This is a genomic window from Rhizobium sp. WSM1328 (genome assembly GCF_057653715.1).
In genome coordinates this window covers 480,618-502,561 of record NZ_JBYGKO010000004.1, presented here as the reverse complement: position 1 = coordinate 502,561, position 21,944 = coordinate 480,618, and the positions used below count along the sequence as shown (strand labels likewise).

Sequence of the window (21,944 nt, the reverse complement as noted above, 5' to 3'; positions counted from 1 at the left end):
CAACAGGGGTTCCCAATGAAACGAGATTGCGAGCAGCGCGAAACGCGGCTCAATATATTTCAGTTCCATAAGATAGATTACGCCACTTTTACTATCATAGGTTGTTGTTTCATGATATGGCCTTCGCAGGTTGATTTGGATGCGTGGGGGCCAATACCGTTTGATAATAGCAGTGCACGTGGTCGCGCAACCGAGGCCCCTCGGCGAAATTGGGATGATTGAACTCACCGATCCAGCTCATCCCCAGTCGTCTCATCAACCCCAGAATTTGATGTTTGCCGGCACCGTGAAGCTAATCGTGCGATGAAGCATCAGCTTTTCGTAGGCGGGGCGAAAAGCGATTTACGAGCTTGACGGTCCCGTCATTTTGACCTATATACAGGAACCTGTATAAAGGGGTCTTCATATGGAACGGCTTGTCTACGACAACGTCTTCGAGTCACTCGTTGACAACACGGATGAAGCCGCCGACTTGAGCTTCCGCGCATCGTTGATCTCCGCTCTCGTCGATCTCTTCGAGGATCGCGGTTGGAAGCAAGCAGATGTAGCAGAAGCACTAGGCATCCCACAGCCACGAGTTAGTGAGCTGATGCGGGGGAAGGTTCATCTGTTCTCGGCCGATCGGCTCATAGGCTACCTGGCTCGCCTCGGCGTTCGCTTCAAACCATCTTTTGAACATCACAGAATCGTCTGTGATGTGGAAATGACAGAGGCCGCCTAACGCGGCCTCAGTTGTCTCACTTCTTCTTTTGCTTCTTTCGCGCGTTCACCTCGGCCATCATGGCCTTGTAGCGCTCCTCCACCGTCTTCATCGCAGCCCTGTCTACCCCGTTCGTGGTCTTGGTGAATGCGTGCAATACGAACACCGTGTCCTCATACTTGGCGCAGTAGACTGCCCGATAAGCCGGGCTGCCGTTTTCGATTAATTCGATCACCCCGCCCTGCCCGATACCCTTTAAATGTTTAAAATCCGACAGGGGGCTCTTGCCATCTTGCACCCTCTGCAGGTCCGTCGCAAATTGGAGTGCGATCTCCTTTGGGAGAGCCTTCAGCGCCTTCAGCGCGGAGCTATTGACATACTCTAAATTCATTTTTTTGACATTTTCCTTCATCAGTTCCCGATAGACCTCTTTCTAGCTGACCTTCTCGTAGAGGACGTGATGACGCAACGGATGGCCCTCGGCGAAATTGGGATGATTGAATTCACCGATCCGGCTCATTCCCAATCGCCTCATCAAACCCCAGGAATTGCTGTTTGCGGGCACCGTGAAGCTGACGATGCGGTCAAGCTTCAGCTCGTTGAATGCAAAGTCGAGAGACCGTTCCGCGGCCTCGCGCGCATAGCCGGCGCCGTGCCGAGACGCTGAAAGCCGCCAACCGATTTCGACTGCCGGAGCAAATGGCAAAGCAGGTGAAACCTTGGCGAGGCCGCACATGCCGATCAACTGGCCGCTTGCCTTTTCCTCCAGCGCCCAGAGCCCCCAGCCATGATCCTCGAAGTGAAGGTCGATGCGGTCGAGCATCGCATTCGACTGTTCGTCGGTCAGAGGGTTGAGATATCTGACGACGTCGGGCTCGGCATTGATCGCAGCGAAGGGCTTGCGATCCTGTTGTTGCCAGGGTCTCAAAATCAGGCGTTCAGTTTCGAGCTGCATCGTCCCTCACCATTAGCTCCTACCAGAGCGTCATGTGACGGTTGACGTCCTTGTAGAGCAGGTAGCGGAACCGGCCGGGGCCACCGGCGTAACATGCCTGCGGGCAGAAGGAGCGCAGCCACATGAAGTCGCCGGCCTCGACCTCGACCCAATCCTGGTTCAGCCGATAGACGGCTTTGCCCTCCAGCACATAGAGACCATGCTCCATGACATGGGTTTCCATGAAGGGGATCACGGCGCCCGGCTCCAGAGTCACGATATTCACGTGCATGTCGTAGCGGACATCGGCCGGATCGATGAACCGGGTCGTCCCCCAGCGTCCATCGGTATCGGGCATTGCCGAGATTGGGTGCTGGTCCTCATGCGTGACAATCGCCGGCGGCGGCTCCAGCCCCTCGACCTCCTGAAATGCCTTTCGAATCCAGTGGAATTTTGCCGCAGTCGAGCCGCCGTTTTTCAGGCGCCAGACCGAGCCCGCCGGAAGATAGGCGAAGGAACCGGCGCGAAGCGCATGGCTGTTGCCATCGAGTTCCACGGTCATCTCGCCTTCGACGACGAACAGGACCGCTTCGGCCCGCTTGTCGGGCTCCGGCCGATCGCTTCCGCCGCCCGGCTGAACCTCCATGACATATTGCGAGAAGGTCTCGGAGAAGCCGGAGAGCGGCCGGGAGAGAACCCATGCCCGTGTCCCCGTCCAATGCGGAAGGACGCTGGTGACAATATCCGTCATGACGCTGCGTGGGATAACCGCATAGGCTGTGGTGAAGACGGCCTTGCTGGAAAGCAGCTCGGTTTGCGGCGGCAATCCGCCGAGTTTGGAATAATAATCTCTGTTCATCGGTCCAGGCTTCGCGGCTTCTTTGGCACTGCATCTGCTTTATGCGCCGTCGGCCCGTTAGGCAACTCCCAATGGGCCGAGCGGAGCCAACTGACGGACTGCATAATTCCTGAAATCGGACCAGGCCTCAGGATAAACTAGACAGCAATTCAGGATGTTACAGCGCGATCTTCAGGCGTCACGAAAAGACGGGCGCGTTATGGCTTACCGATCGGCCATGACCAGATGGCCCGGCCCGACTTCGCGATAAGACGTGCTCGCGGGCTGATAATCGACCGGGCGCATCGGGCTCTTGATCTCGTCATTCGCCACCATCCGCTTTTCGTGGCGACGGTCCGGATCCGGCACGGGCACTGCCGCAATGAGTTTCTTCGTATAGGGATGCTGCGGATTTTCGAAGACCGCGGCCCGCGGGCCGATCTCGACGATCTCGCCGAGATACATCACCGCCACCCGGTGGCTGACGCGCTCGACCACCGCCATATCGTGCGAGATGAACAGGAAGGCAAGGTTGAGGCTCTGCTGCAGGTCGAGCATCAGGTTGATGACTTGGGCCTTGATCGAGACGTCGAGCGCCGAGACGCTTTCGTCGGCGACGATGACCTTCGGCTGCAAGGCAAGCGCGCGCGCAATGCAGATGCGCTGGCGCTGGCCGCCGGAAAATTCATGCGGGTAGCGCGCTGCCATATCCGCCGACAGACCGACCTTCACCAGCAGATCGGCGACGACGTCTTTTGCCTGTTTCGAATTGCCCATCCTGTGTTCGAGATAGGGTTCGGCGATCGCAGCACCGACCGTCATGCGCGGATTGAGGCTGGCAAAGGGATCCTGGAAGATCATCTGCACGGATTTGCGCATCTCGCGCAGATCCTTCCTGTCGAGGCCGAGCACCTCCCTGCCCTCGACGAGAACGGAACCGGCCTGCGGCTCAATGAGTCGCATGATGGCGCGGCCGGTCGTCGATTTGCCGCAGCCGGATTCGCCGACGAGCGACAGCGTCTCGCCGGCATGAAGGTCGAAGGAAACGTTTTCGACGGCATGCACCCGGCTGGTCAGCCGGCCGAACAGACCGGAATGAATATCGAAACGCTTGGTGAGGTTCTTCACCTGCAGGACCGGCGTCGCTGCCACCGTATCGGTGACCTCGACGGGAATGTCGGATTCACCCGTTGCGGTGTTGACCACGGGAAAGCGCAGCGGCCTTTGCTTGCCCTGCATCGAGCCGAGCACCGGCACGGCGGATAGTAGCGCTCTGGTATAGGGATGTTTGCCGCGGTGGAAGATATCGGCGGTGGCGCCGCTTTCCACCTGTTCGCCGCGATACATCACCACCGTCCTGTCGGCGATCTCGGCGACGACACCCATGTCATGGGTGATGAACAGAACGGAGGTCCCCTCCTCGTCCTGCAGCATCTTGATGAGATCGAGGATCTGGCCCTGGATGGTGACGTCGAGCGCCGTCGTCGGCTCGTCGGCGATCAGCAGTTTCGGCCGGCTGGCGAGCGCCATGGCGATCATCACCCGCTGGCGCATGCCGCCGGAAAAACGGTGCGGATATTCGCCGAAGCGCGAGGCGGCCGAGGGGATGCGGACCTTTTCCAAGAGCCGGATCGTCTCCGCCTTCGCATCGGTTTTGCTCATGTCGGAATGGCAGAGCAGCGCTTCGGAAATCTGGTCGCCGATGGTGAAGAGCGGATTGAGCGATGTCATCGGCTCCTGGAAGATCATCGCCACCTCGTTGCCGCGAACCTGCCGCATGGCATTTTCCGGCAAGGCCAGAAGGTCGCGTCCGCCGAGCATGACGCGGCCCTCGACACGGCTCGTGTCCGCCTGCAGCAGCCGCATGATCGAGAGCGAGGTGACGCTCTTGCCCGAGCCGGATTCGCCGACAATCGCCACTGTCTCCGCTGGCGCCACCGTGAAAGACACATCGCGCACGACCGGTTTCCAGACGCCGTCCACCAGAAAGGATGTCGTCAGCCTTTCGACGGAAAGAACATCGGTCGTCGTCTGGATCGGTTGGGTTTGGGCGCTGGCCATGGCGGTTCCTCTTGCGACGGGTAAGCGGCGGATCAATCCGGCCAGCGCAACGCACCGTCGAAGCGGTGCCTGCTGCGGTTCTCGATGGGCGTTGCGATGATCTCGTTGGAGGCGCGTGCCTTGTCGAGTTCCTGCGCCAGGCGCTCCGCGACAATCTTCTCCTCGCCCGGGTGCAGATTGCAGGGGTCGAGGTAGAAATAGCGGTGCTCCACCTCATGATCGCGCACGATGATCGGCGGGCTGCCCTTGGCAAGCGCATCGGCCAGATCCCAGGCGGTGATATGGGCTTGCTCGGGATCGACGATCAGGCGCAGCCGCTCGAGCGGATTGTGGGTCGGATCGGGCTCGATCAGCGCGGTAAGGCCAGGGCGGCCGTCGAGCGTGCGCTTCCACAGGTTGAGATAGCCGGTCTCGCGTTCCCGGATGCCGGCATGGTCACGATTTTCCCAGGCTTCGAGTGCCGCCATGACGCCGAAGATGCTCTCCTTGCCGACCTTCATGCCGCGGCCGATGCCCATGTTCTGCAGGAAGGCATGACGCACCAGCTCCTTGCTGCCGGCAACGATGCCCGAAGTCGGACCGCCGAGGAATTTGTGGCCGGAGTAAAGGGCGATATCGGCCCCCTGCTCCAGGAAAATCCTGAGATCATATTCCGAGGCGGCGTCGACGATGACGGGCACGCCCTTGGCATGGGCAATCTCGACGAATTCCTTGAGGTTCAAAAGGCCGTAATCGACGACATGGTGGGAGACGACATAGACGGCAGCCGCGGTCTTGTCGGTGATGGCGTTTTCCATGTGGAAGCGATGCGTCGAGGTCGCCTGCCCGACAAGCACGACCTTGCCGCCGGCAAGCCGGATCGCCTGGTCGACCGGGGCGCCGTAGCTGACCACATGCCCCATCTGCACCAGCACTTCGTTCTTCTCCGGCACGACATCCGGCAACCTCTCGATCGCCAGCAGATTGTTGCCGGTGATCGCGCCGGCAACAGCCAGCGAAATGCCGGCCGAGCAGGAGGCGGTGACGAAGCCCGCCTCGCCGCCGGTCAGCCGGCCGATGACGCCGCTTGCCTTGCGCTGCAGGTCGTTGATCTCGACGAAATGCGGCAGGATCGATGCCATCGCGCTGATCGCTTCTGGAACGACGATCGAGGCGCCGAGGCTGGTCATCGTGCCCGATACATTGATGACAGGGCGAAGGCCAAGCGACGGGCGGATATCAGTGGACATGGAGATCTCCAGGATTCTGGGTCGAAAAACGAAACATGGGGCGGTCGATCAAGTGTGTCGAGTTCCCGTCAGCCGTGCAAGGCGACGATTGCCTCGATCTCGACGGTGATGTTGCCGGGCAGCGAGCCGAAGCCGACGGCCGAGCGGGCATGTTCGCCGGCCGGCCCGAAGACTTCAATCAGCAGATCCGAGCAGCCGTTAATGACGCTCGGATGATCTTCGAACTCAGGCACGGCATTGACCATGCCGAGCAATTTCACCACCCGCTTGACCCGGGCGAGATCGCCAAGCGCATCCTGCATGACGGCAAGCAGGTTGATGCCCGTCAGCCGCGCATGGCCGTAGGCCTCGTCGATACTGACTCCACCGCCGACCTTGCCGGCATGCATGAAACCGTCGGCCTCACGCGGTCCCTGGCCGGAGAGATAGAGCATATTGCCTTCGATTACGTGCGTGACGAAATTGGCGATCGGCGGCGGCGGCGGCGGCAGCGCAATGCCGAGGGCGGCGAGCCGTTCGTAAGGCGAGCTCTCGACCTTGCCGGCGGCGGTGGGAAACTGATTCACGCAAACTCCTGTCATGCAATTTTCGATTTGGCGAATTTCGATTGGGCCAACGCTTGGTCGGCGGATTAAAGATCCTTGCGCAGTCTTGGATCGAGCATGTCCCTAAGGCCATCGCCGACCATCTGCAGCGACAGCACGGAGAGGATGATGGCGACACCCGGAAACAGCGTCATCCAGTCGGCCTGGCCGATATACTGCCGGCCGGCGGCGATCATCGTTCCCCAGGTCGGGATTTCGGGGCTGACGCCGAGGCCGAGGAAGGACAGGCCGGCTTCGGCAAGCATGGCGCTGGCGAAAAGGAACGTCGCCTGCACCAGGATCGGCGACAGCAGATTGCGCAGGACATGCCGCGTCATGATATGGAAGGTCGAAATGCCAAGCGCCCTCGCCGCCTCGACATAAGGCAGCTCGCGAATGACCAGCGTCGATGCGCGGACAATGCGGGCAAGGCGTGGCGCATAGACGATCGACAGCGCGATGATGACCGTCGTCAACGACGGGCCGAGGGCGGCGACGAGCGCAATCGCCAGCAGAATATCGGGAAACGCCATCATCGCGTCGATTAGCCGGGCGATCGGCGTATCGAGCTTCTGGAAGAAGCCGGCAAGCAGACCGAGCGTCACGCCGATCACGGCTGACAAAGTCACGACCGCAACACCGACGAGCAGCGACAGGCGGCCGGCGAAGATCGTACGCGAAAAGACGTCGCGGCCGAACTCGTCGGTGCCGAAGAAGAACATGCCGCTCGGCGGCTTCAGCCGGTTGACGATGGAAAGCTTCGACGGCGAATAGGGCGCGACAACAGGTGCAAAGACTGCCAGAAGCACGAAGATCGTCAGGATCAGCAGACCCAAGGCGACCGTCTTGCGCTTCAGCAGGCGCCTGGTGAATTTGCTGCCCTCACCTTCGACGGGCTTGATTGCGATATCGGCCATCAGTAGCGCACCCTCGGATCGATCAACAGATAGAGCATGTCGATCGCAAAATTGATCAGCACGTAGAGAGCGGCGATGACGAGCAGCGCCCCCTGGATGACGGGATAGTCGCGGCGCAGAACCGCGGAGACGACGAGATTGCCGACACCAGGCAGGCCGAACACGGTCTCGGTGACGACGGCGCCCGAAATCAGCACCGCTGCCGTCAGGCCGATCACCGTCAGGATCGGGATCAGCGCATTCTTCAGTGCGTGCTTGAGGATCACCCGTCGCTCGATCAGCCCCTTGGCGCGGGCCGTGCGGATATAATCGTCGCCAAGCACATCGAGCATCGACGCGCGGGTGAAACGCAGGATCAGCGCCGAGGAGACAATGCCGAGCGCAAAGGCAGGCAGCGTCAGGTGATACATGCGCTCGAAGAAGGTCGAGCCCGGGCCGCCATAACCTGAGACCGGGAAGAGATTGAGCCTGACGGCGAAGAACTGCATCAGGATCAGGCCGAGCCAAAAGCTCGGAATGCTGGCGGCGAACATCGCGAGCGTCGTTGCCGCCTGATCGATGAAGGAGCCGCGCCGATAAGCGGCATAAATGCCGATCGGCAGGGCGATGATGCTGGCGATTGCGAGCGAAAACAAAGTCAGGAAGAAGGTCGGCTCGGCCCGGTCGAGCAAGGCCGAGGTGACCGGCATGTTGAGGAAGATCGACTGGCCGAGATCACCTCTCAGCATCTGGCCGATATAATAGACATATTGCAGGCCTAGCGACTGATCGAGGCCGAGGCGAGCCCTGAGGTCGGCAATATCCTGCGGCGTCGCATCCGGCCCGAGCATGACGGCGGCCGGATCGCCCGGGGTCACGCGCACGATGACGAAGACGATCGTGACGACGAGAAACATCACGACGATCATGCCGAACAGGCGCTGGAGGATGTAGCGTATCATGAATACCTGGCAAACCCTTGCAGATGCTACGAAAAAGAAGACCGATACCGACCAGGGATAGCCGGTATCGGTGGCGATGCTTACTTCTTGATCGAAGCATTCCAGAAATACGGCCACGGAGCCGGATCGACGCCCTCAAGCTTGGTCGATTCCGCCGAAACGGCGTTGAAGTCGCCGATCTTCATGAAGGGTGCGTCGGCATAGATCGCCTTCTGAACATCGGCCCAGAGCGCCACGCGCTTCTTCGGATCGACTTCCGAGGTGAAGGCATCGACGGCAGCCTTGCGGGCCGGCGTATCCCACCAGCCCGGCGAGCTGGTCGAGAGCGAGCCGATCAGGGCAGGCTCCGGCAGGAAGGGGCTATGGGTGATGTAGATATCCCAGAGCTTCGGATCGGTGCGGCGCTGCGTCAGCGTCGCCCAGTCCACAACCTGCATATCGACAGTGAAGCCGGCAAGCTTCAGATATTCGGCGGCGACCTGCGCCATCTTGTAGTGGAACTCATACTGGCGGCTGGTCAGGATACGGATCGGTTCGCCGTTGTAGCCGGCCTTCTTGGCGGCGGCAGCAGCCCCTTCCGGATCGGCGGCGTTATAGGCGCCCTCGACGCCGGCATCGGTCGACCAGGCAAAGGTCTTTGGATAGATGGCGCCGTCGAGCGCGTAGAAATCCGTGCTGCCGAAAGCCGCGGCCAGCATGTCTTCCATGCTGAGCGCCTGGCGGATCGCCTTGCGGACCTCGACATTCCCAGCAATACCTTCCTTCGTATTGAAGACGAAGACGGGATAACCGAAGGGCTTCAGGATGATCGGCTGCGAGGCGGTGGAGGCCTTCAGCTTGTCGTAGGATTCGACCGGGATCGAGTCGACGTAGTCGTACTGGCCGGAAACGGCGGCCTCGACGCGGGTGTTCGGATCCGGCACCGGCACGAAGCGGATCTCATCGAGATACTGGTGGCGGGCGCCGCCATAGCCATCGCTGTCGCCTTCACGTGACTTGTAGCCATCGAAGCGGACAAGCTGGATATACTGGTCGGCCTTGCGCTCCTTCAGCATGTAGGGACCGGTGCCGATGAAGTCCTTCATCGGCTCGTCCTGCTTTTCGGACGGGATGATGATGGCGGCCGAATTGTTGAAGGCGAGCAGCGAGGTCAGCGGCGCATAGGGCTGCTTCAGCGTGATCGTGACGGTTGAGGGATCGACGGCGGTGACCTTATCAATGAAGCCGGCCACCTGCTTGCCGCGCGAGGCGATCTTCATCCAGCGGCCAAGCGAGGCGACGACATCTTCCGAGGTCATATCGGTATTGTCGTGGAACTTGATGCCGGTCCTGAGCTTGATCGTATAGGTTTTGCCGTCGGCGCTGATCTCTGGCAGGCTTTCGGCGAGAAGCGGCTTAACGTTCCAGCTCCTGTCGAAGGTGTAGAGCGTTTCGAAAATGTGCTGCGTGACGATGCCGACCAGATCGGCCGTCGACGACATCGGATCGAGCGTCGGCGGCTCGCCGATCGTCGCGACGTTGATGACGCCGCCTTTTTCCTGGGCAAGAAGTGTCGAAGGCAGGGCGACGAGCGCAGTGCCGAGAAGGAATGCGACCAGTGTTTTCATGTGAGGTCTCCCGTTTAGTTCCACAATTATGTAACTCATCTTTTTGTAACAGAATAGGAGATGGATCGATCCTGTCAAGCACGAGCGACGGATTATGCCCTCGGCGGGTGTCGGGACGCCGGAAAAACACACAATCTTCGGCTGCGCCAGCCTGCAACAAGACCGGGCATTATGCCAAGATGAGCCAATCGCCCTGCGGTGAGACTTTTAACGGAACGGGAGAGCAGCATGAGCATCGATTTCAACGACGGCAAATGGCTGAACGAGCCGGCTCAATGGCAGGCGACCGACGCCGGCCTCACCCTGACGACCGATGAGAAAACCGATTTCTGGCGGGAGACCCATTACGGTTTCACCCGCGACAGCGGCCATTTCCTCGCCTTTCCCGCCACCGACGGCTTCACTGCGCAAATCCGCGTTCAGGGCGAATTCCGCACGCTCTACGACCAGGCAGGCCTGATGGTGCGCATCGACGAAAAACGCTGGTTGAAGACGGGCGTCGAGTTCACCGACGGCGAACCCTTCCTCAGCACCGTCGTCACCGATGGCAGGTCCGACTGGTCCGTGGCCCAGCCTTTCAAGGAACTCGAGGATTTCTATATCCGCGTCACCGTCGCCAAGAGCGCCATGCGCATCCAGGCCTCGCGCGACGGCAGTTTCTGGCCGCTGCTGCGGCTAGCGCCCTTCCCGGCTGCAGCGCACTACGAGGTCGGACCCACGGCCTGCACGCCGGAGCGTAGCGGACTAACGGTCCGCTTTTGCGAATTCTCGATTGGGCCGGCGACTGCCAAGGATCTGCATGACTTGAGCTAGAAGAGCGTCCTTTCGCGGCTCTACCGAAAGAACAGATCAAATGACTGCGAGTGCAGCGCAGCACACTTGACAAAGACAAGCTGCCTGTATTTTACTCAAGCCTGCGGATTAGGCAAAATGCCGGCCGCATTGACATGACTCCGATAGTCTCTGGGCAGTTTCGCCCCATGACGCCTCATCGCTCGATGGGACCAGCGTCGTGGGGTTTTTGATGTGGTCACTTCATGAATGACGCGCTGAAAATCGGCATCCTCTATTCGACCACCGGGCCTTACGGCTCGATGGGCCGCGACGCGCGCGATGGCGCCGATTTCGCGATGGCCGAATATGCTGGCGTCGAAGGGCTGGCGATCGAACCCGTCTTCTTCGATCCGCATGCCGATCTTGCCGCCTATCTCGATGGCGCGCGCCATCTTCTGCGCGCCGGCTGCCGCCATATCGTCGGAACGATCACCTCTGCGGCACGCAAGGAAGTCATCCCGCTCGTCGAGAAACATGACGGCCTGCTCTGGTACATGTGCCCCTATGAAGGTTTCGAGGCCAACGAGAACGTCATCTATGTCGGCGGCTGCCCGAACCAGCATCTGCTGCCGCTTTTCGAGCACCTGATCCCGCGTTTCGGCGCAAGGCCCTATCTCGTCGGCGCCAACTATGTCTGGGGCTGGGAGATGAACCGGCTCGCGCGCGAACTGATTACCAATGCCGGCGGCGAAATACTTGGCGAACGCTATCTTCCGCTTGAGGAGACCGCCGTCGAGCGCATTGTCGCCGAGATCGCACAACGCCGCCCGAGCTTCATCCTCAACAATCTGATCGGCCCCTCGAGCTACGCCTTCCTGGAGGCGATCAAGGCCCTCGGTGATCGCGACCCGGCCTTCCGCGCGGAAAACTGCCCGGTCGTGAGCTGCGACCTGATGGAATGCGAGCTCGACGATATCGCCGCCGGCGCTGCTGCCGGCCAGCTTTGCGCCGCTTCCTATTTCGACAGTATCGCGACTCCCGAAAATGCCGCCTTCAAGGCCCGTGTCACTGAGCGTCAGGGCGCCGAGCGGCGTGTCTCCAGCGTCTTTGCCAGCGCCTATACGGCCGTCCGGCTCTGCGTCGACGCGATCGTCGCTGCCGGCGGTGACGAGCCTGACGCCGTCCGGCGCGAGCTCTACAATCGATCCTGGCCGACCCTGTTCGGCGCGCTTTCGATCGACCGCGAGACCAATCATGCCGCCCTGCCCTTCCATCTCGGCCGGATCAACGCCGACAACGGCTTCGATGTCGTCGCCTCGCGGCCGCCGCTTGCCGCCGACCCCTATCTGACCGGCCGCAACCGCCAGGCCTTTCCGCGGCTAAGGGTGGTGTCATGAGGGAGACACCCAATTTCACTGGCTGGCAGGCGATGGTCCTGCACCGCGAGGACGGCAACACCGAAAAGCTGATCCGCCAACTTCGCCTGCTCGGCATCCATGCAACGCTGCAATGGGCGCCGCTCTCGGCTCCGGCACTGCCCGATCTCGTCATCGTCGATGCCGATCAGGGCTGGGACGATCTGCTGCCCTGGAACGGCGAAACGCCTGCTTGCCCCGTCGTCGCCTTGCTTGGTTCGGAAGCGCCCGGCCGCATCGCCTGGGCGCTCGGACAGGGCGCCGGCGCGATCATCGCCAAGCCGATCGCCACATCGGCCGTCTATCCGGCGCTTGTCATGGCCGTCTCCATTCATCAGGAGCGCAAGGCGACTGCGGAAAAGCTGCAATATCTCGAAGAGCGCGTCCGGCTGCGGCCGCTTGTTCACGCCGCCGTCGAAAAGCTGCGGGCCGCACACGGCATCGACGAGGAGAACGCTTACGCAATCCTGCGCAATTGCGCCATGCGCCGCCGCCTGCCGATGGAGCAGATATCAGCCTTCATCCTGGCGGGTGCCGAACCCCTGCCGGAGGCCGGCTGATGCATGTGCTGAAACAGATGATCCGCCAGCCGACGGCGCTCTTCGGCCTGATCGTCGTCACCCTCGTCATCGCGCTCGCCATCGCAGCGCCGTGGATCGCGCCGTTCAGCCCCGACGAGCAGATGTTTGACGGCCTGTCGCTCGAAGGCGCGCCGTTGCCGCCGGGAGGTCCTTATCTGCTGGGCACCGACACGCTCGGCCGCGACCTCTTCTCGCGCCTGCTTTTCGGCGCCCGCACCTCGCTGATCATCGGCCTTGTCGCCAACGGCATCGCGGTGGCGATCGGCCTCTTCGTCGGCATCGTCGCCGGTTATCTCCGCGGACTGCCGGGCAACATCCTGATGCGCTTCACCGATCTGATGATGGCTTTTCCGGCGCTGCTGCTCGCCATCGTGCTCGCCGCATTGCTGAAGCCGAGCCTCTGGATCGTCGCCATGGTGATCGCGCTCGTCAACTGGGTGCAGGTCGCCCGCATCGTCTATACCGAGACTCGCGGCATGGTTGAGCGCGATTTCATCATGGCGGAGCGCTCGCTCGGCGCCGGCCATATGCGCGTGCTCTTCATGCATATCCTGCCGCATCTTGTGCCGACGGCAATCGTCTGGGGCACCCTCGGCATCGCCACCACCGTGCTGCTCGAGGCCACACTCTCCTTCCTCGGCGTCGGCGTCCAGCCACCGCAGCCCTCCTGGGGCAATATCATCTTCGAGAGCCAAAGCTATTTCCAGGCCGCCCCCTGGCTGGTCTTCATTCCGGGCGCGATCATCCTTCTGACGGCACTTTCCTTCAATCTGGTCGGCGACGCGCTGCGCGACATTCTCGACCCGACCCAGCGCGGGAGGGGCTGATGGGTTTCGTGATGCTCCGCCGGCTGGCGCAGGCGGCTCTGATCCTGCTCGGTGTCGCGGCGATCACCTTCGTGCTGCTCTACGCCCTTCCGGCCGACCCGGCCCGCATGATCGCCGGCCGCAGCGCCACGGCCCAGACGGTCGCCAACATCCGCCATGAGCTCGGCCTCGACCAGCCGCTGCTGGTCCAGTTCGGCACCTATCTCGGCAATCTGCTGCATGGCAATCTCGGCCGCTCCTATGCGCAGAAAACCGATGTCTGGACGCTGATCGCCGCGCGACTGCCGGCAACACTGACGCTGATGCTTGCCGGCATCTTCGTCGAGGTGGTGCTTGGCCTGACGCTCGGCACCATCGCCGCCGTGCGCCGCGGCGGCTTCATCGACCGGCTGGTGATGATGGCCTCCTTTGTCGGCACCTCCGCACCGCAATTCCTCGTCGCCCTGCTGCTGCTCTATCTGCTGGCGGCAACGCTCGGCTGGTTTCCGATGAGTGGCTACGGCAGCTTTTCGCATCTCGTCCTGCCTGCTGTCACACTCGGCATCTGCGGCGCCGGCTGGTACGCCCGCATGGTGCGCTCGTCGATGATCGACGTGCTGAACCAGGATTATGTCCGCACGGCGCGCGCCAAGGGCCTTTCCTCGAGACGCGTCATCCTGCGCCACGCACTGCCCAACGCCGTACTGCCGATCATCGCCATGATCGGCATCGATATCGGTCAGTTCATGGGCGGCGTGGTCGTGGTCGAGGCGGTCTATGGCTGGCCCGGCATCGGCCAGCTCGCCTGGCAGGCGATCCAGCAGGTCGACATCCCGATCATCATGGGCGTCACGCTGACCTCGGCACTTGCCATCATCATCGGCAATCTGCTTGCCGACCTCGTCGCGCCGGTCATCGATCCGCGCATCCGCACACGCTGACAGCAACCAAAGAAGGGGAACCAAGATGTTCAAACGCTGGCTGCAACAGACGACCATGGCAACGATGGTGGCGCTCGCTCCATTGTCCGTCATGGCTGATGAAACGCCCAAGCAGGGCGGCGATATCGTCGTCACCTACAAGGACGACATCACCACGCTCGACCCGGCGATCGGCTACGACTGGGTCAACTGGTCGATGATCAAGAGCCTCTATTCCCGCCTGATGGACTATACGCCCGGCACGCCGAACCCAGTTCCCTCGCTTGCCGAAAGCTTCACCGTTTCGCCCGACGGCATGACCTATACCTTCAAGCTGCACAAGGGCGTGAAGTTCTCGAACGGCCGCGAGGTGGTCGCCTCCGACGTGAAATATTCGATCGAACGCGCCGTCGACCCGAAGACGCAAGGCCCCGGCGCCGGCTTCTTCGGCGCGATCAAGGGCTTCGAGGATGAAACCGGCGGCAAGACGACGACGCTCTCCGGCATCGATACGCCTGACGATAGCACCGTCATCTTCAACCTCTCGCGCCCAGACGCCACCTTCCTGCACGTGCTTGCCATCAACTTCGCCTCGGTCGTGCCGAAGGAAGCCGTCGAGGCGGCCGCCGGCGACTTCGGCAAGAAGCCGGTCGGCTCCGGCACCTTCATCCTCAAGGACTGGACGATCGGCCAGCAGCTCGTTTTCGAGCGCAACAAGGATTATTTCGTCAAGGGGGTTCCCTATATCGACAGCTTCAAGGTCGAGGTCGGCCAGGAGCCGCTGGTGGCGCTCTTGCGCCTGCAGAAGGGCGAGGTCGATATTGCCGGCGACGGCATTCCGCCGGCAAAGTTCCTCGAAATCAAGAATTCGGCCGAAGGCGCACAGATGATCGTCGACGGCGAACAGCTGCACACCGGCTACATCACACTGAACACCAAGGTGAAGCCTTTCGACAACGTCAAGGTTCGCCAGGCGTTGAACATGGCGATCAACAAGGACCGCATCACCCGCATCCTCAACGGCCGCGCAACGCCTGCCAACCAGCCGCTGCCGCCGCTGATGCCGGGCTACGACAAGGCCTTCACCGGCTATGCCTATGACGTGGCGAAGGCCAAGGCGCTGCTTGCCGAAGCCGGCTATCCCGACGGCTTCGAGACCGTGCTTTACTCCACCAACACCGATCCGCAGCCGCGTATCGCCCAGGCAATCCAGCAGGACCTGGCCGCCGTCGGCGTCAAGGCCGAAGTCCGGGCGCTCGCCCAGGCAAACGTCATCTCGGCCGGCGGCACGGAAGGCGAAGCGCCGATGATCTGGTCGGGCGGCATGGCCTGGATCGCCGACTTCCCGGATCCGTCCAACTTCTATGGCCCGATCCTCGGCTGCGCCGGCGCGGTCCCGGGCGGCTGGAACTGGTCATGGTACTGCAACGCCGATCTCGACAAGCGCGCCGTTGCCGCCGACTCCATGTCCGATCCGGCAAAGGCAGCCGAGCGCACCGCCGCCTGGGGCAAGATCTTCACCGACATCATGGCCGATGCGCCGTGGATTCCCGTCATCAACGAACGTCGCGTCGTCGCCAAGTCGCTGCGCATGGGCGGTGCTGACAATATCTACATCGATCCGACCCGCGTCATCAATTACGACGCGATCTACGTCAAGCAATAAGCCCTGAAGAAACAAAGCCTTCCCGGTCCCGGCCGGGAAGGCGTCATAAATTCGAGGGAGACATGACATGTGCATCGCCTGCACCCACACGATCCACCGCGCCCAGCATAATTTCGGCTGGAACAAGGATTTCACCCCCGCCGTCGTCGCCAAGCCCGGCGAGACGATCCACTTCGAATGCATGGATTCATCGGGTGGCCAGCTCGGAAGCGACGCGACGCTGGAAACGTTGAACGCGCTCGATTTCGGCAAGATCAACCCGGTCTCCGGCCCGGTCTATGTCGAAGGCGCCAAACCCGGCGATGCGTTGAAGGTGACGCTGCGCAAGTTCATTCCGTCGGGCGTTGGCTGGACGGCCAATATTCCAGGCTTCGGCCTGCTTGCCGACCAGTTCACGGACCCGGCGCTGCATGTCTGGTCCTATGACGCCAACAGCATGGTGCCCGCCCTTTACGGCCCGGGCGGCCGCGTGCCGCTGAAGCCCTTTGCCGGCACGATCGGCGTCGCCCCCGCCGAGCCCGGCACCCACTCCGTCGTTCCCCCACGTCGCGTCGGCGGCAACATGGACATCCGCGACCTGACGGCGGGGGTGACGCTCTACCTGCCCGTCGAGGTCGACGGCGCGCTGTTTTCGATAGGCGACACCCATGCCGCGCAGGGCGATGGCGAAGTCTGCGGCACGGCGATCGAAAGCCAGATGAACGTCGAAGCGACGATCGAGCTCGTCAAGGACGCCAAGCTGCAGACGCCGCGCTTCACCACGACCGAACCGGTGACCCGCCATCTCGACGGCGCCGGTTACGAGGTCACGACAGGCATCGGCCCTGACCTGATGACCGGGGCGCGCGAAAGCGTCATGCGCATGATCGATCTTCTCGGCGCCGAACACGGCATGAGCGCCGTCGATGCCTATCTGCTCTGCTCCGTCTGCGGCGATCTGCGCATCAGCGAGATCGTCGACCAGCCGAACTGGGTGGTTTCCTTCTACTTCCCGAGGATCGTGTTCTCGTGAACGAAGCCATGCCCGCCGCGGCACCGGTGCTCAGCCTTCGCAATCTGAGCGTTGATGCCCGCACCCCCGAAGGCCGCAAGCCGGTGCTCGAGGATGTCAGCTTCGAGCTTGCAAGCGGCGAAACGCTCTGCATCGCCGGCGAATCCGGCTCGGGGAAGTCGGTCACCTCGCTGTCGATCATGGGGCTCTTGCCGAAAGCCTCGCTGCGGGTCGCCTCCGGCAGCGTGCTGCTTGGCGAGCGCGACCTGCTCACGCTTTCCGACCGGGCGATGCGCAGCGTGCGCGGTGGCGATATCGCCATGGTGTTCCAGGAGCCGATGACCTCGCTCAACCCGGTCATGTCGGTCGGCAACCAGCTGACCGAGGCCATCCGCGCGCACCAGGGCAGCAACAATGCCGAGGCGGTGGCGCTGAAGATGCTCGATGCAGTGCAGATCACCGAGCCGGCCCGGCGGCTGAAGCAATATCCGCACGAGCTGTCCGGCGGCATGCGCCAACGGGTGATGATCGCCATGGCGCTCTCCTGCCGGCCGAAGGTGCTGATCGCCGACGAGCCGACGACGGCACTCGACGTCACCGTGCAGGCGCAGATCCTCAGACTGATGCGCGAGTTGAAGCGCGAATTCGGCGCCTCGATCATCCTGATCACCCATGACATGGGCGTCGTCGCCGAAATGGCCGACCGCGTCGTCATCATGCAGAATGGCAGGATCGTCGAGCAGGGAACGGCGCTCGCCGTCTTCCAACGACCGAAGGAGGCCTATACCCAGCAATTGCTCGCCGCCGTCCCGCGGCTCGGCGAGCTTGCCGGCACCGACCGTCCGCCGCGCATCACTGAGCGCGCCATCGAGACGCTGCATCCGGACCGCACGCCGGTTCTGAACGTGCGCGACCTCACCGTCACCTATGGCAATGCCGCAAGCCGGTTTTTCAAGGGCAAGCCGCCGGTCGCAGCCGTCGATGGCGTCTCCTTCGATATCCTGCCGGGTGAAACGCTCGGTCTCGTCGGCGAAAGCGGCTCCGGCAAATCGACGACCGGCAAGGCCGTGCTCGGTCTCATCCCCTTCCAGGGCAACGTCCTGATCGACGGCCGCAACATTGCCGGCCTCAGCCAGCGCGAGATGCGGCCCGTGCGCCGCTCGGCGCAGATGATCTTCCAAGATCCCTATGCCTCGCTCGACCCGCGCATGGCCGTCGGCAAAGCGATCGGCGAACCGATGCTCATCCACGGTATCGGCAACCACAGCGATCGGCAGGACCGCGTCGCCGAACTGCTGCGCCGGGTCGGCCTGACACCTGATGCGGCGACGCGCTATCCACACGAGTTTTCAGGCGGCCAGCGCCAGCGCATCTGTATTGCCCGGGCGCTAGCACTGGAGCCGAAGCTGATCGTCGCCGACGAGAGCGTCGCAGCGCTTGACGTGTCGGTGCGCGCCCGGGTGCTCGACCTGCTGCTCGAACTGCAGGAGACGATGGGGCTCGCCTATCTCTTCATCTCCCACGACATGGCGGTGGTCGAGCGCATGTCGCACAACGTCGCCGTCATGCGCGCCGGCCGCATCATCGAAACCGGCACACGGCGGGATATCTTCGAAAACCCTAAGGATGACTACACCCGCGCACTGATCGCCGCAGTTCCGATCCCCGATCCCGAGGTCTATCGCGGTAGGGAAGCGCATGCGTGATTGAGGGCTTGAGACATGACTAGAGTATCGACGAGGAGCGCTTTGCTGCCGAAGCTCGTGCTGCAGCAGCCGATCCGCCGGCATCTCGTCGGCTGACCCTTTCGTAAGAGAGACGCGCCGCTGCGTCGGTCGCAGGATTGTCATTTTCGGGGTGACATCAGCCCCGTTCTCTGCGAAAAAGAGCGCGATGAGAGACAGGGGCGCCCGTCGACAGACGGGCTGAGAAGCACCCTTCGAACCTGAACCGGATAATGCCGGCGGAGGGAGTCGCTCGGGGTCGCGGCATCGCCCGCACGAACCGCCCCGTGCCCGCCCCCGCCTGAAAGGGGCCATATGCAGACCATGACCACACCAGGAGCGATGCTGAAGGCGATGCGAGAGAAGCCGCCGCTCGTTCAGTGCATCACCAATTACGTCGCCATGAACATCGCCGCAAATGTCCTGCTTGCATCAGGCGCCTCGCCCGCCATGGTGCATGCCGCCGAAGAAGCCGGCGAATTCGCCGGGATCGCCAGCGCGCTGACCATCAATATCGGCACGCTGTCGACGCAATGGATCGACGGCATGCAGGCGGCGGCGAAGGCGGCGACATCCGCCGGCAAACCCTGGGTACTCGATCCGGTCGCCCATTATGCGACGGCTTTCCGCCGCAACGCGGTCGCCGACCTCCTGGCGCTGCGTCCGACCATCATCCGCGGCAACGCTTCCGAAATTATAGCGCTGGCCGGCGGAGAGAGCCGCGGCCAGGGCGTCGACAGCCGCGACCCGGTCGAACAGGCGGAAGGTTCGGCGCGATGGCTCGCTGAGCGGCAGCGGGCGGTCGTTGCCGTTACCGGCGCGGTTGATTTCGTCACCGACGGCGAGCGGGCCGTGCGCATCGAAGGCGGATCGGCCTTGATGCCGCAGGTCACAGCACTCGGCTGCTCGCTCACCTGCCTCGTCGGCGCCTTTGCCGCGACGGCACCTGAGGATATCTTCGGCGCGACGGTTGCGGCACTTGCAACCTTCGCCATCGCCGGCGAGGAGGCCGCACTTGGAGCGGCCGGGCCCGGCTCCTTCTCCTGGCGCTTCCTCGATGCGCTGGCCGCGCTCGACGCCGAAACGCTTGACGCCAGGGCAAGGATATCAGCGGCATGAAGGCTTTCGACCTTTCGCTCTATCTCGTCCTCGACCCCGATCTTTGCGCCGGGATCGGCATGGTCAAGACCGCGCGCCTTGCCATTGCCGGCGGCGCCACCATGGTGCAACTGCGCGACAAACATGCCGGCACCATCGGGATGATCGAGACCGGCCGTGCCTTGAAACAGGCATTGGATGGAACCGGCGCCCTCCTCATCGTCAACGACGATGTCGAGGCGGCCATCGCCATCGGCGCTGACGGGTTGCATATCGGCCAGGAGGACATGGATGCGATGAGAGCGCGGACGATGATCGGCCCCGACATGATCCTTGGCCTGTCGGTCGAGAGCGAGGCGCTTGCGAACGCGGTCGACCCTGATCTCGTCGACTACACGGGCGTCGGGCCAGTGTTTGCGACGCCGACCAAGGCCGACCACAAGCAGCCGATCGGCTTTGACGGCCTTGCAAGGCTGGTGAAGGCCTCGCCGGTGCCGTCCGTCGCTATCGGCGGGCTCAAGGCGGATCATGTCGCCCAAGTGTTCGCCGCCGGCGCCAAGGGGCTTGCCGTCGTTTCCGCCATCTGCGGCACGCCCGACCCCGAAGCGGCCACGCGCCGCATCGCCGCAGAAATCCGAAAGGTGCGCGCATGATCCGCAACGTTCTCTCGATCGCCGGCTCCGATCCCTCCGGCGGCGCCGGCATCCAGGCGGATCTCAAGGCTTTTTCCGCCCGCGGCGTCTACGGCATGGCGGTGCTGACCGCGCTGACGGCGCAGAACACGCAAGGCGTCAGCGGCGTGCATCTGGTGCCGCCGCAATTCGTCGCCGACCAGATTAATGCCGTCTTTGCCGATGTCCGCGTCGACGCCGTCAAGATCGGCATGATCGCCAATGCTGGCATCGCCGAAGCCGTTGCCGGTGCGCTGACTGACCACCGCGACATTCCGATCGTTATCGACCCGGTCATGATCGCCAAGGGTGGAGCCGCTCTGCTCGCGCCCGAAGCGGTCGACGTACTGACCCGCCGGCTGCTGCCGCTTGCCACGCTGCTGACCCCGAACCTGCCCGAAGCCGCCGCCCTACTGCACCAGCCGGTAGCGACAAACCGGGCGGAGATGGCGGCGCAGGCCGAGCGCTGGCGGGCGCTTGGACCGGCCGCAGTGCTGGTCAAGGGCGGCCATCTCGACAGCGACGAGAGCCCTGACGTGCTTGCCACTGCCGCCGGCCTGCACTGGTTCGAAGCCAGGCGCGTGCCGACCAAGAACACCCATGGCACCGGCTGTACGCTCTCCAGCGCCCTGGCGGCCGAGCTCGCCAAGGGCGCCTCGGCGCAAGAGGCCGTCGCCATCGCCAAGGAGTATCTCGCCGGCGCGGTCGCCGCTGCCGGACACCTAAGCGTCGGCTCCGGCCACGGCCCGGTGCAGCATTTTCATGCGCTTTGGGAAGACGGCGAATAGGCGCTCGTTCCACCAATATTCCGCCAATCGACAACGGCCCGGCCTTCCCGGGCCGTTTTTGTGTCCGGCACCTACTTTGCGTCGAAACCGCGGAGGGCGGCGGCGGGTCGCGCCTTTGGCCGTTTGAAAAACCATGTTGACAAGCCCGGCCAGATAGCCAAGTCTATGACACTAAAAGGGGATATGTTCCGCAATAACGGAATAACTGGAGGAGTGACGGGTGCCAGACCTGCTTGTGAGCCTATATTCCACTCAGCTCGCCGACCTGAAACGCAAAGCCGGCGATGTCGGCGTCTCCATCCGTCCGGCCTCCCCCCGGAACTGCATCTTATCGTCAGCTGGGTTCGCGAACGGTTCAGCGAGAACTGGGCAAGCGAAGTCGCGGTCGCCTTCTCCCGCCAGCCCGTTGCCTGCCTGATATCAGTCGAAAACGGCAAGCTCCTGGGCTTTGCCTGCTATGACACGACGGCGCGCGGCTTCTTCGGCCCGACCGGCGTCGATCCCGACGCCCGCGGCAAGGGCATCGGGCTCGCCCTCTTTTCCGCCTGCGTTCAGACCATGAAGACGCTCGGCCACGCCTATGCCTTCATCGGCGATGCCGGCCCGGTCGATTTCTACGCCAGGAACGCAGGTGCAACCATCATCCCCGCCCCCGACAAGGGCATCTACGAAGGCATGCTGAGAAGCACGCCGAAATGA

General features: G+C 62.7%; 21 protein-coding genes, 2 pseudogenes and 1 riboswitch. Of the genes and pseudogenes, 13 read left to right on the top strand and 10 right to left on the bottom strand.

All coding sequences use genetic code 11. The features are described 5' to 3' along the window. Positions 1-109 precede the first annotated feature (109 nt). Positions 110-327: pseudogene (locus tag AC2444_RS33585) on the bottom strand (hypothetical protein); the annotation flags it as partial. Between the two features lie 79 nt (positions 328-406). Between AC2444_RS33585 and AC2444_RS33580 the strand changes: the two are divergent. Further along, positions 407-721 carry a helix-turn-helix domain-containing protein gene (locus AC2444_RS33580; protein ID WP_128449678.1) on the top strand — a complete coding sequence of 105 codons (315 nt, stop codon included), beginning with the start codon at positions 407-409 and terminating at the stop codon, positions 719-721. A gap of 16 nt (positions 722-737) precedes the next feature. Here AC2444_RS33580 and AC2444_RS33575 read toward each other — a convergent pair whose 3' ends face one another. The 9 genes from AC2444_RS33575 to AC2444_RS33535 form a co-directional block, all read right to left on the bottom strand. Further along, positions 738-1,112, bottom strand: a complete 375-nt coding sequence (locus AC2444_RS33575; RefSeq protein WP_128449679.1) for a type II toxin-antitoxin system RelE/ParE family toxin — start codon at positions 1,110-1,112, stop codon at positions 738-740. 21 nt (positions 1,113-1,133) lie between these two features. Next, positions 1,134-1,655 carry a GNAT family N-acetyltransferase gene (locus AC2444_RS33570; RefSeq protein ID WP_128449680.1) on the bottom strand — a complete coding sequence of 174 codons (522 nt, stop codon included), beginning with the start codon at positions 1,653-1,655 and terminating at the stop codon, positions 1,134-1,136. A 19-nt stretch (positions 1,656-1,674) separates the two neighbouring features. After that, positions 1,675-2,493: a bifunctional allantoicase/(S)-ureidoglycine aminohydrolase gene (locus AC2444_RS33565; protein WP_128449681.1), complete on the bottom strand. Its 819-nt coding sequence runs from the start codon at positions 2,491-2,493 to the stop codon at positions 1,675-1,677. Positions 2,494-2,697: 204 nt separating this feature from the next. Continuing rightward, positions 2,698-4,533 (bottom strand): ABC transporter ATP-binding protein, encoded by a 1,836-nt coding sequence (locus AC2444_RS33560; protein WP_128449682.1) that lies wholly within the window; start codon positions 4,531-4,533, stop codon positions 2,698-2,700. Between the two features lie 32 nt (positions 4,534-4,565). Then, complete coding sequence (locus AC2444_RS33555) at positions 4,566-5,762, bottom strand: aminotransferase class V-fold PLP-dependent enzyme (RefSeq protein ID WP_128449683.1); 1,197 nt, start codon at positions 5,760-5,762, stop codon at positions 4,566-4,568. A 68-nt stretch (positions 5,763-5,830) separates the two neighbouring features. Further along, on the bottom strand, positions 5,831-6,343 hold the full coding sequence (locus AC2444_RS33550) for a RidA family protein (protein WP_128449684.1): 513 nt from the start codon (positions 6,341-6,343) through the stop codon (positions 5,831-5,833). Between the two features lie 50 nt (positions 6,344-6,393). Continuing rightward, positions 6,394-7,263, bottom strand: coding sequence for an ABC transporter permease (locus AC2444_RS33545; RefSeq protein WP_128449685.1), 870 nt, complete (start codon positions 7,261-7,263; stop codon positions 6,394-6,396). Then, a complete protein-coding gene (locus AC2444_RS33540) occupies positions 7,263-8,204 on the bottom strand; it encodes an ABC transporter permease (protein ID WP_003547937.1) in 942 nt (313 codons plus the stop codon). The genes AC2444_RS33545 and AC2444_RS33540 overlap by 1 nt, the downstream gene beginning before the upstream one ends. A gap of 80 nt (positions 8,205-8,284) precedes the next feature. Next, a complete protein-coding gene (locus AC2444_RS33535; protein WP_128449686.1) occupies positions 8,285-9,811 on the bottom strand; it encodes an ABC transporter substrate-binding protein in 1,527 nt (508 codons plus the stop codon). A gap of 228 nt (positions 9,812-10,039) precedes the next feature. Between AC2444_RS33535 and AC2444_RS33530 the strand changes: the two genes are divergently transcribed. The 12 genes and pseudogenes from AC2444_RS33530 to AC2444_RS33475 all read left to right on the top strand — a co-directional run bounded on the left by AC2444_RS33530 (position 10,040) and on the right by AC2444_RS33475 (position 21,944). Further along, positions 10,040-10,624 carry a DUF1349 domain-containing protein gene (locus tag AC2444_RS33530; RefSeq protein ID WP_128449687.1) on the top strand — a complete coding sequence of 195 codons (585 nt, stop codon included), beginning with the start codon at positions 10,040-10,042 and terminating at the stop codon, positions 10,622-10,624. 224 nt (positions 10,625-10,848) lie between these two features. Then, positions 10,849-11,982, top strand: a complete 1,134-nt coding sequence (locus tag AC2444_RS33525; protein WP_128449688.1) for a transporter substrate-binding protein — start codon at positions 10,849-10,851, stop codon at positions 11,980-11,982. Further along, the gene (locus AC2444_RS33520; RefSeq protein WP_128449689.1) at positions 11,979-12,560 is read left to right on the top strand and encodes an ANTAR domain-containing response regulator; all 582 of its coding nucleotides are present in this window, start codon (positions 11,979-11,981) and stop codon (positions 12,558-12,560) included. The genes AC2444_RS33525 and AC2444_RS33520 overlap by 4 nt, the downstream gene beginning before the upstream one ends. Beyond that, positions 12,560-13,408, top strand: coding sequence for an ABC transporter permease (locus AC2444_RS33515; RefSeq protein WP_128449690.1), 849 nt, complete (start codon positions 12,560-12,562; stop codon positions 13,406-13,408). Before AC2444_RS33520 ends, AC2444_RS33515 begins: the two co-directional genes overlap by 1 nt. Continuing rightward, positions 13,408-14,328 carry an ABC transporter permease gene (locus AC2444_RS33510; protein ID WP_128449691.1) on the top strand — a complete coding sequence of 307 codons (921 nt, stop codon included), beginning with the start codon at positions 13,408-13,410 and terminating at the stop codon, positions 14,326-14,328. Before AC2444_RS33515 ends, AC2444_RS33510 begins: the two co-directional genes overlap by 1 nt. A gap of 25 nt (positions 14,329-14,353) precedes the next feature. Further along, the gene (locus AC2444_RS33505; RefSeq protein ID WP_128449692.1) at positions 14,354-15,973 is read left to right on the top strand and encodes an ABC transporter substrate-binding protein; all 1,620 of its coding nucleotides are present in this window, start codon (positions 14,354-14,356) and stop codon (positions 15,971-15,973) included. Between the two features lie 67 nt (positions 15,974-16,040). After that, positions 16,041-16,985, top strand: a complete 945-nt coding sequence (locus tag AC2444_RS33500) for an acetamidase/formamidase family protein (protein WP_128449693.1) — start codon at positions 16,041-16,043, stop codon at positions 16,983-16,985. Further along, the gene (locus AC2444_RS33495; RefSeq protein ID WP_128449694.1) at positions 16,982-18,670 is read left to right on the top strand and encodes an ABC transporter ATP-binding protein; all 1,689 of its coding nucleotides are present in this window, start codon (positions 16,982-16,984) and stop codon (positions 18,668-18,670) included. Before AC2444_RS33500 ends, AC2444_RS33495 begins: the two co-directional genes overlap by 4 nt. Before the next feature lie 186 nt (positions 18,671-18,856). After that, positions 18,857-18,953, top strand: a riboswitch (TPP riboswitch). A 50-nt stretch (positions 18,954-19,003) separates the two neighbouring features. Continuing rightward, complete coding sequence (gene thiM / locus AC2444_RS33490) at positions 19,004-19,807, top strand: hydroxyethylthiazole kinase (protein ID WP_128449695.1); 804 nt, start codon at positions 19,004-19,006, stop codon at positions 19,805-19,807. Beyond that, positions 19,804-20,439 (top strand): thiamine phosphate synthase, encoded by a 636-nt coding sequence (thiE, locus tag AC2444_RS33485; RefSeq protein ID WP_128449696.1) that lies wholly within the window; start codon positions 19,804-19,806, stop codon positions 20,437-20,439. Before thiM ends, thiE begins: the two co-directional genes overlap by 4 nt. Beyond that, positions 20,436-21,245: a bifunctional hydroxymethylpyrimidine kinase/phosphomethylpyrimidine kinase gene (gene thiD / locus AC2444_RS33480; protein WP_128449697.1), complete on the top strand. Its 810-nt coding sequence runs from the start codon at positions 20,436-20,438 to the stop codon at positions 21,243-21,245. Before thiE ends, thiD begins: the two co-directional genes overlap by 4 nt. A gap of 220 nt (positions 21,246-21,465) precedes the next feature. Further along, positions 21,466-21,944, top strand: a pseudogene (locus tag AC2444_RS33475) (GNAT family N-acetyltransferase).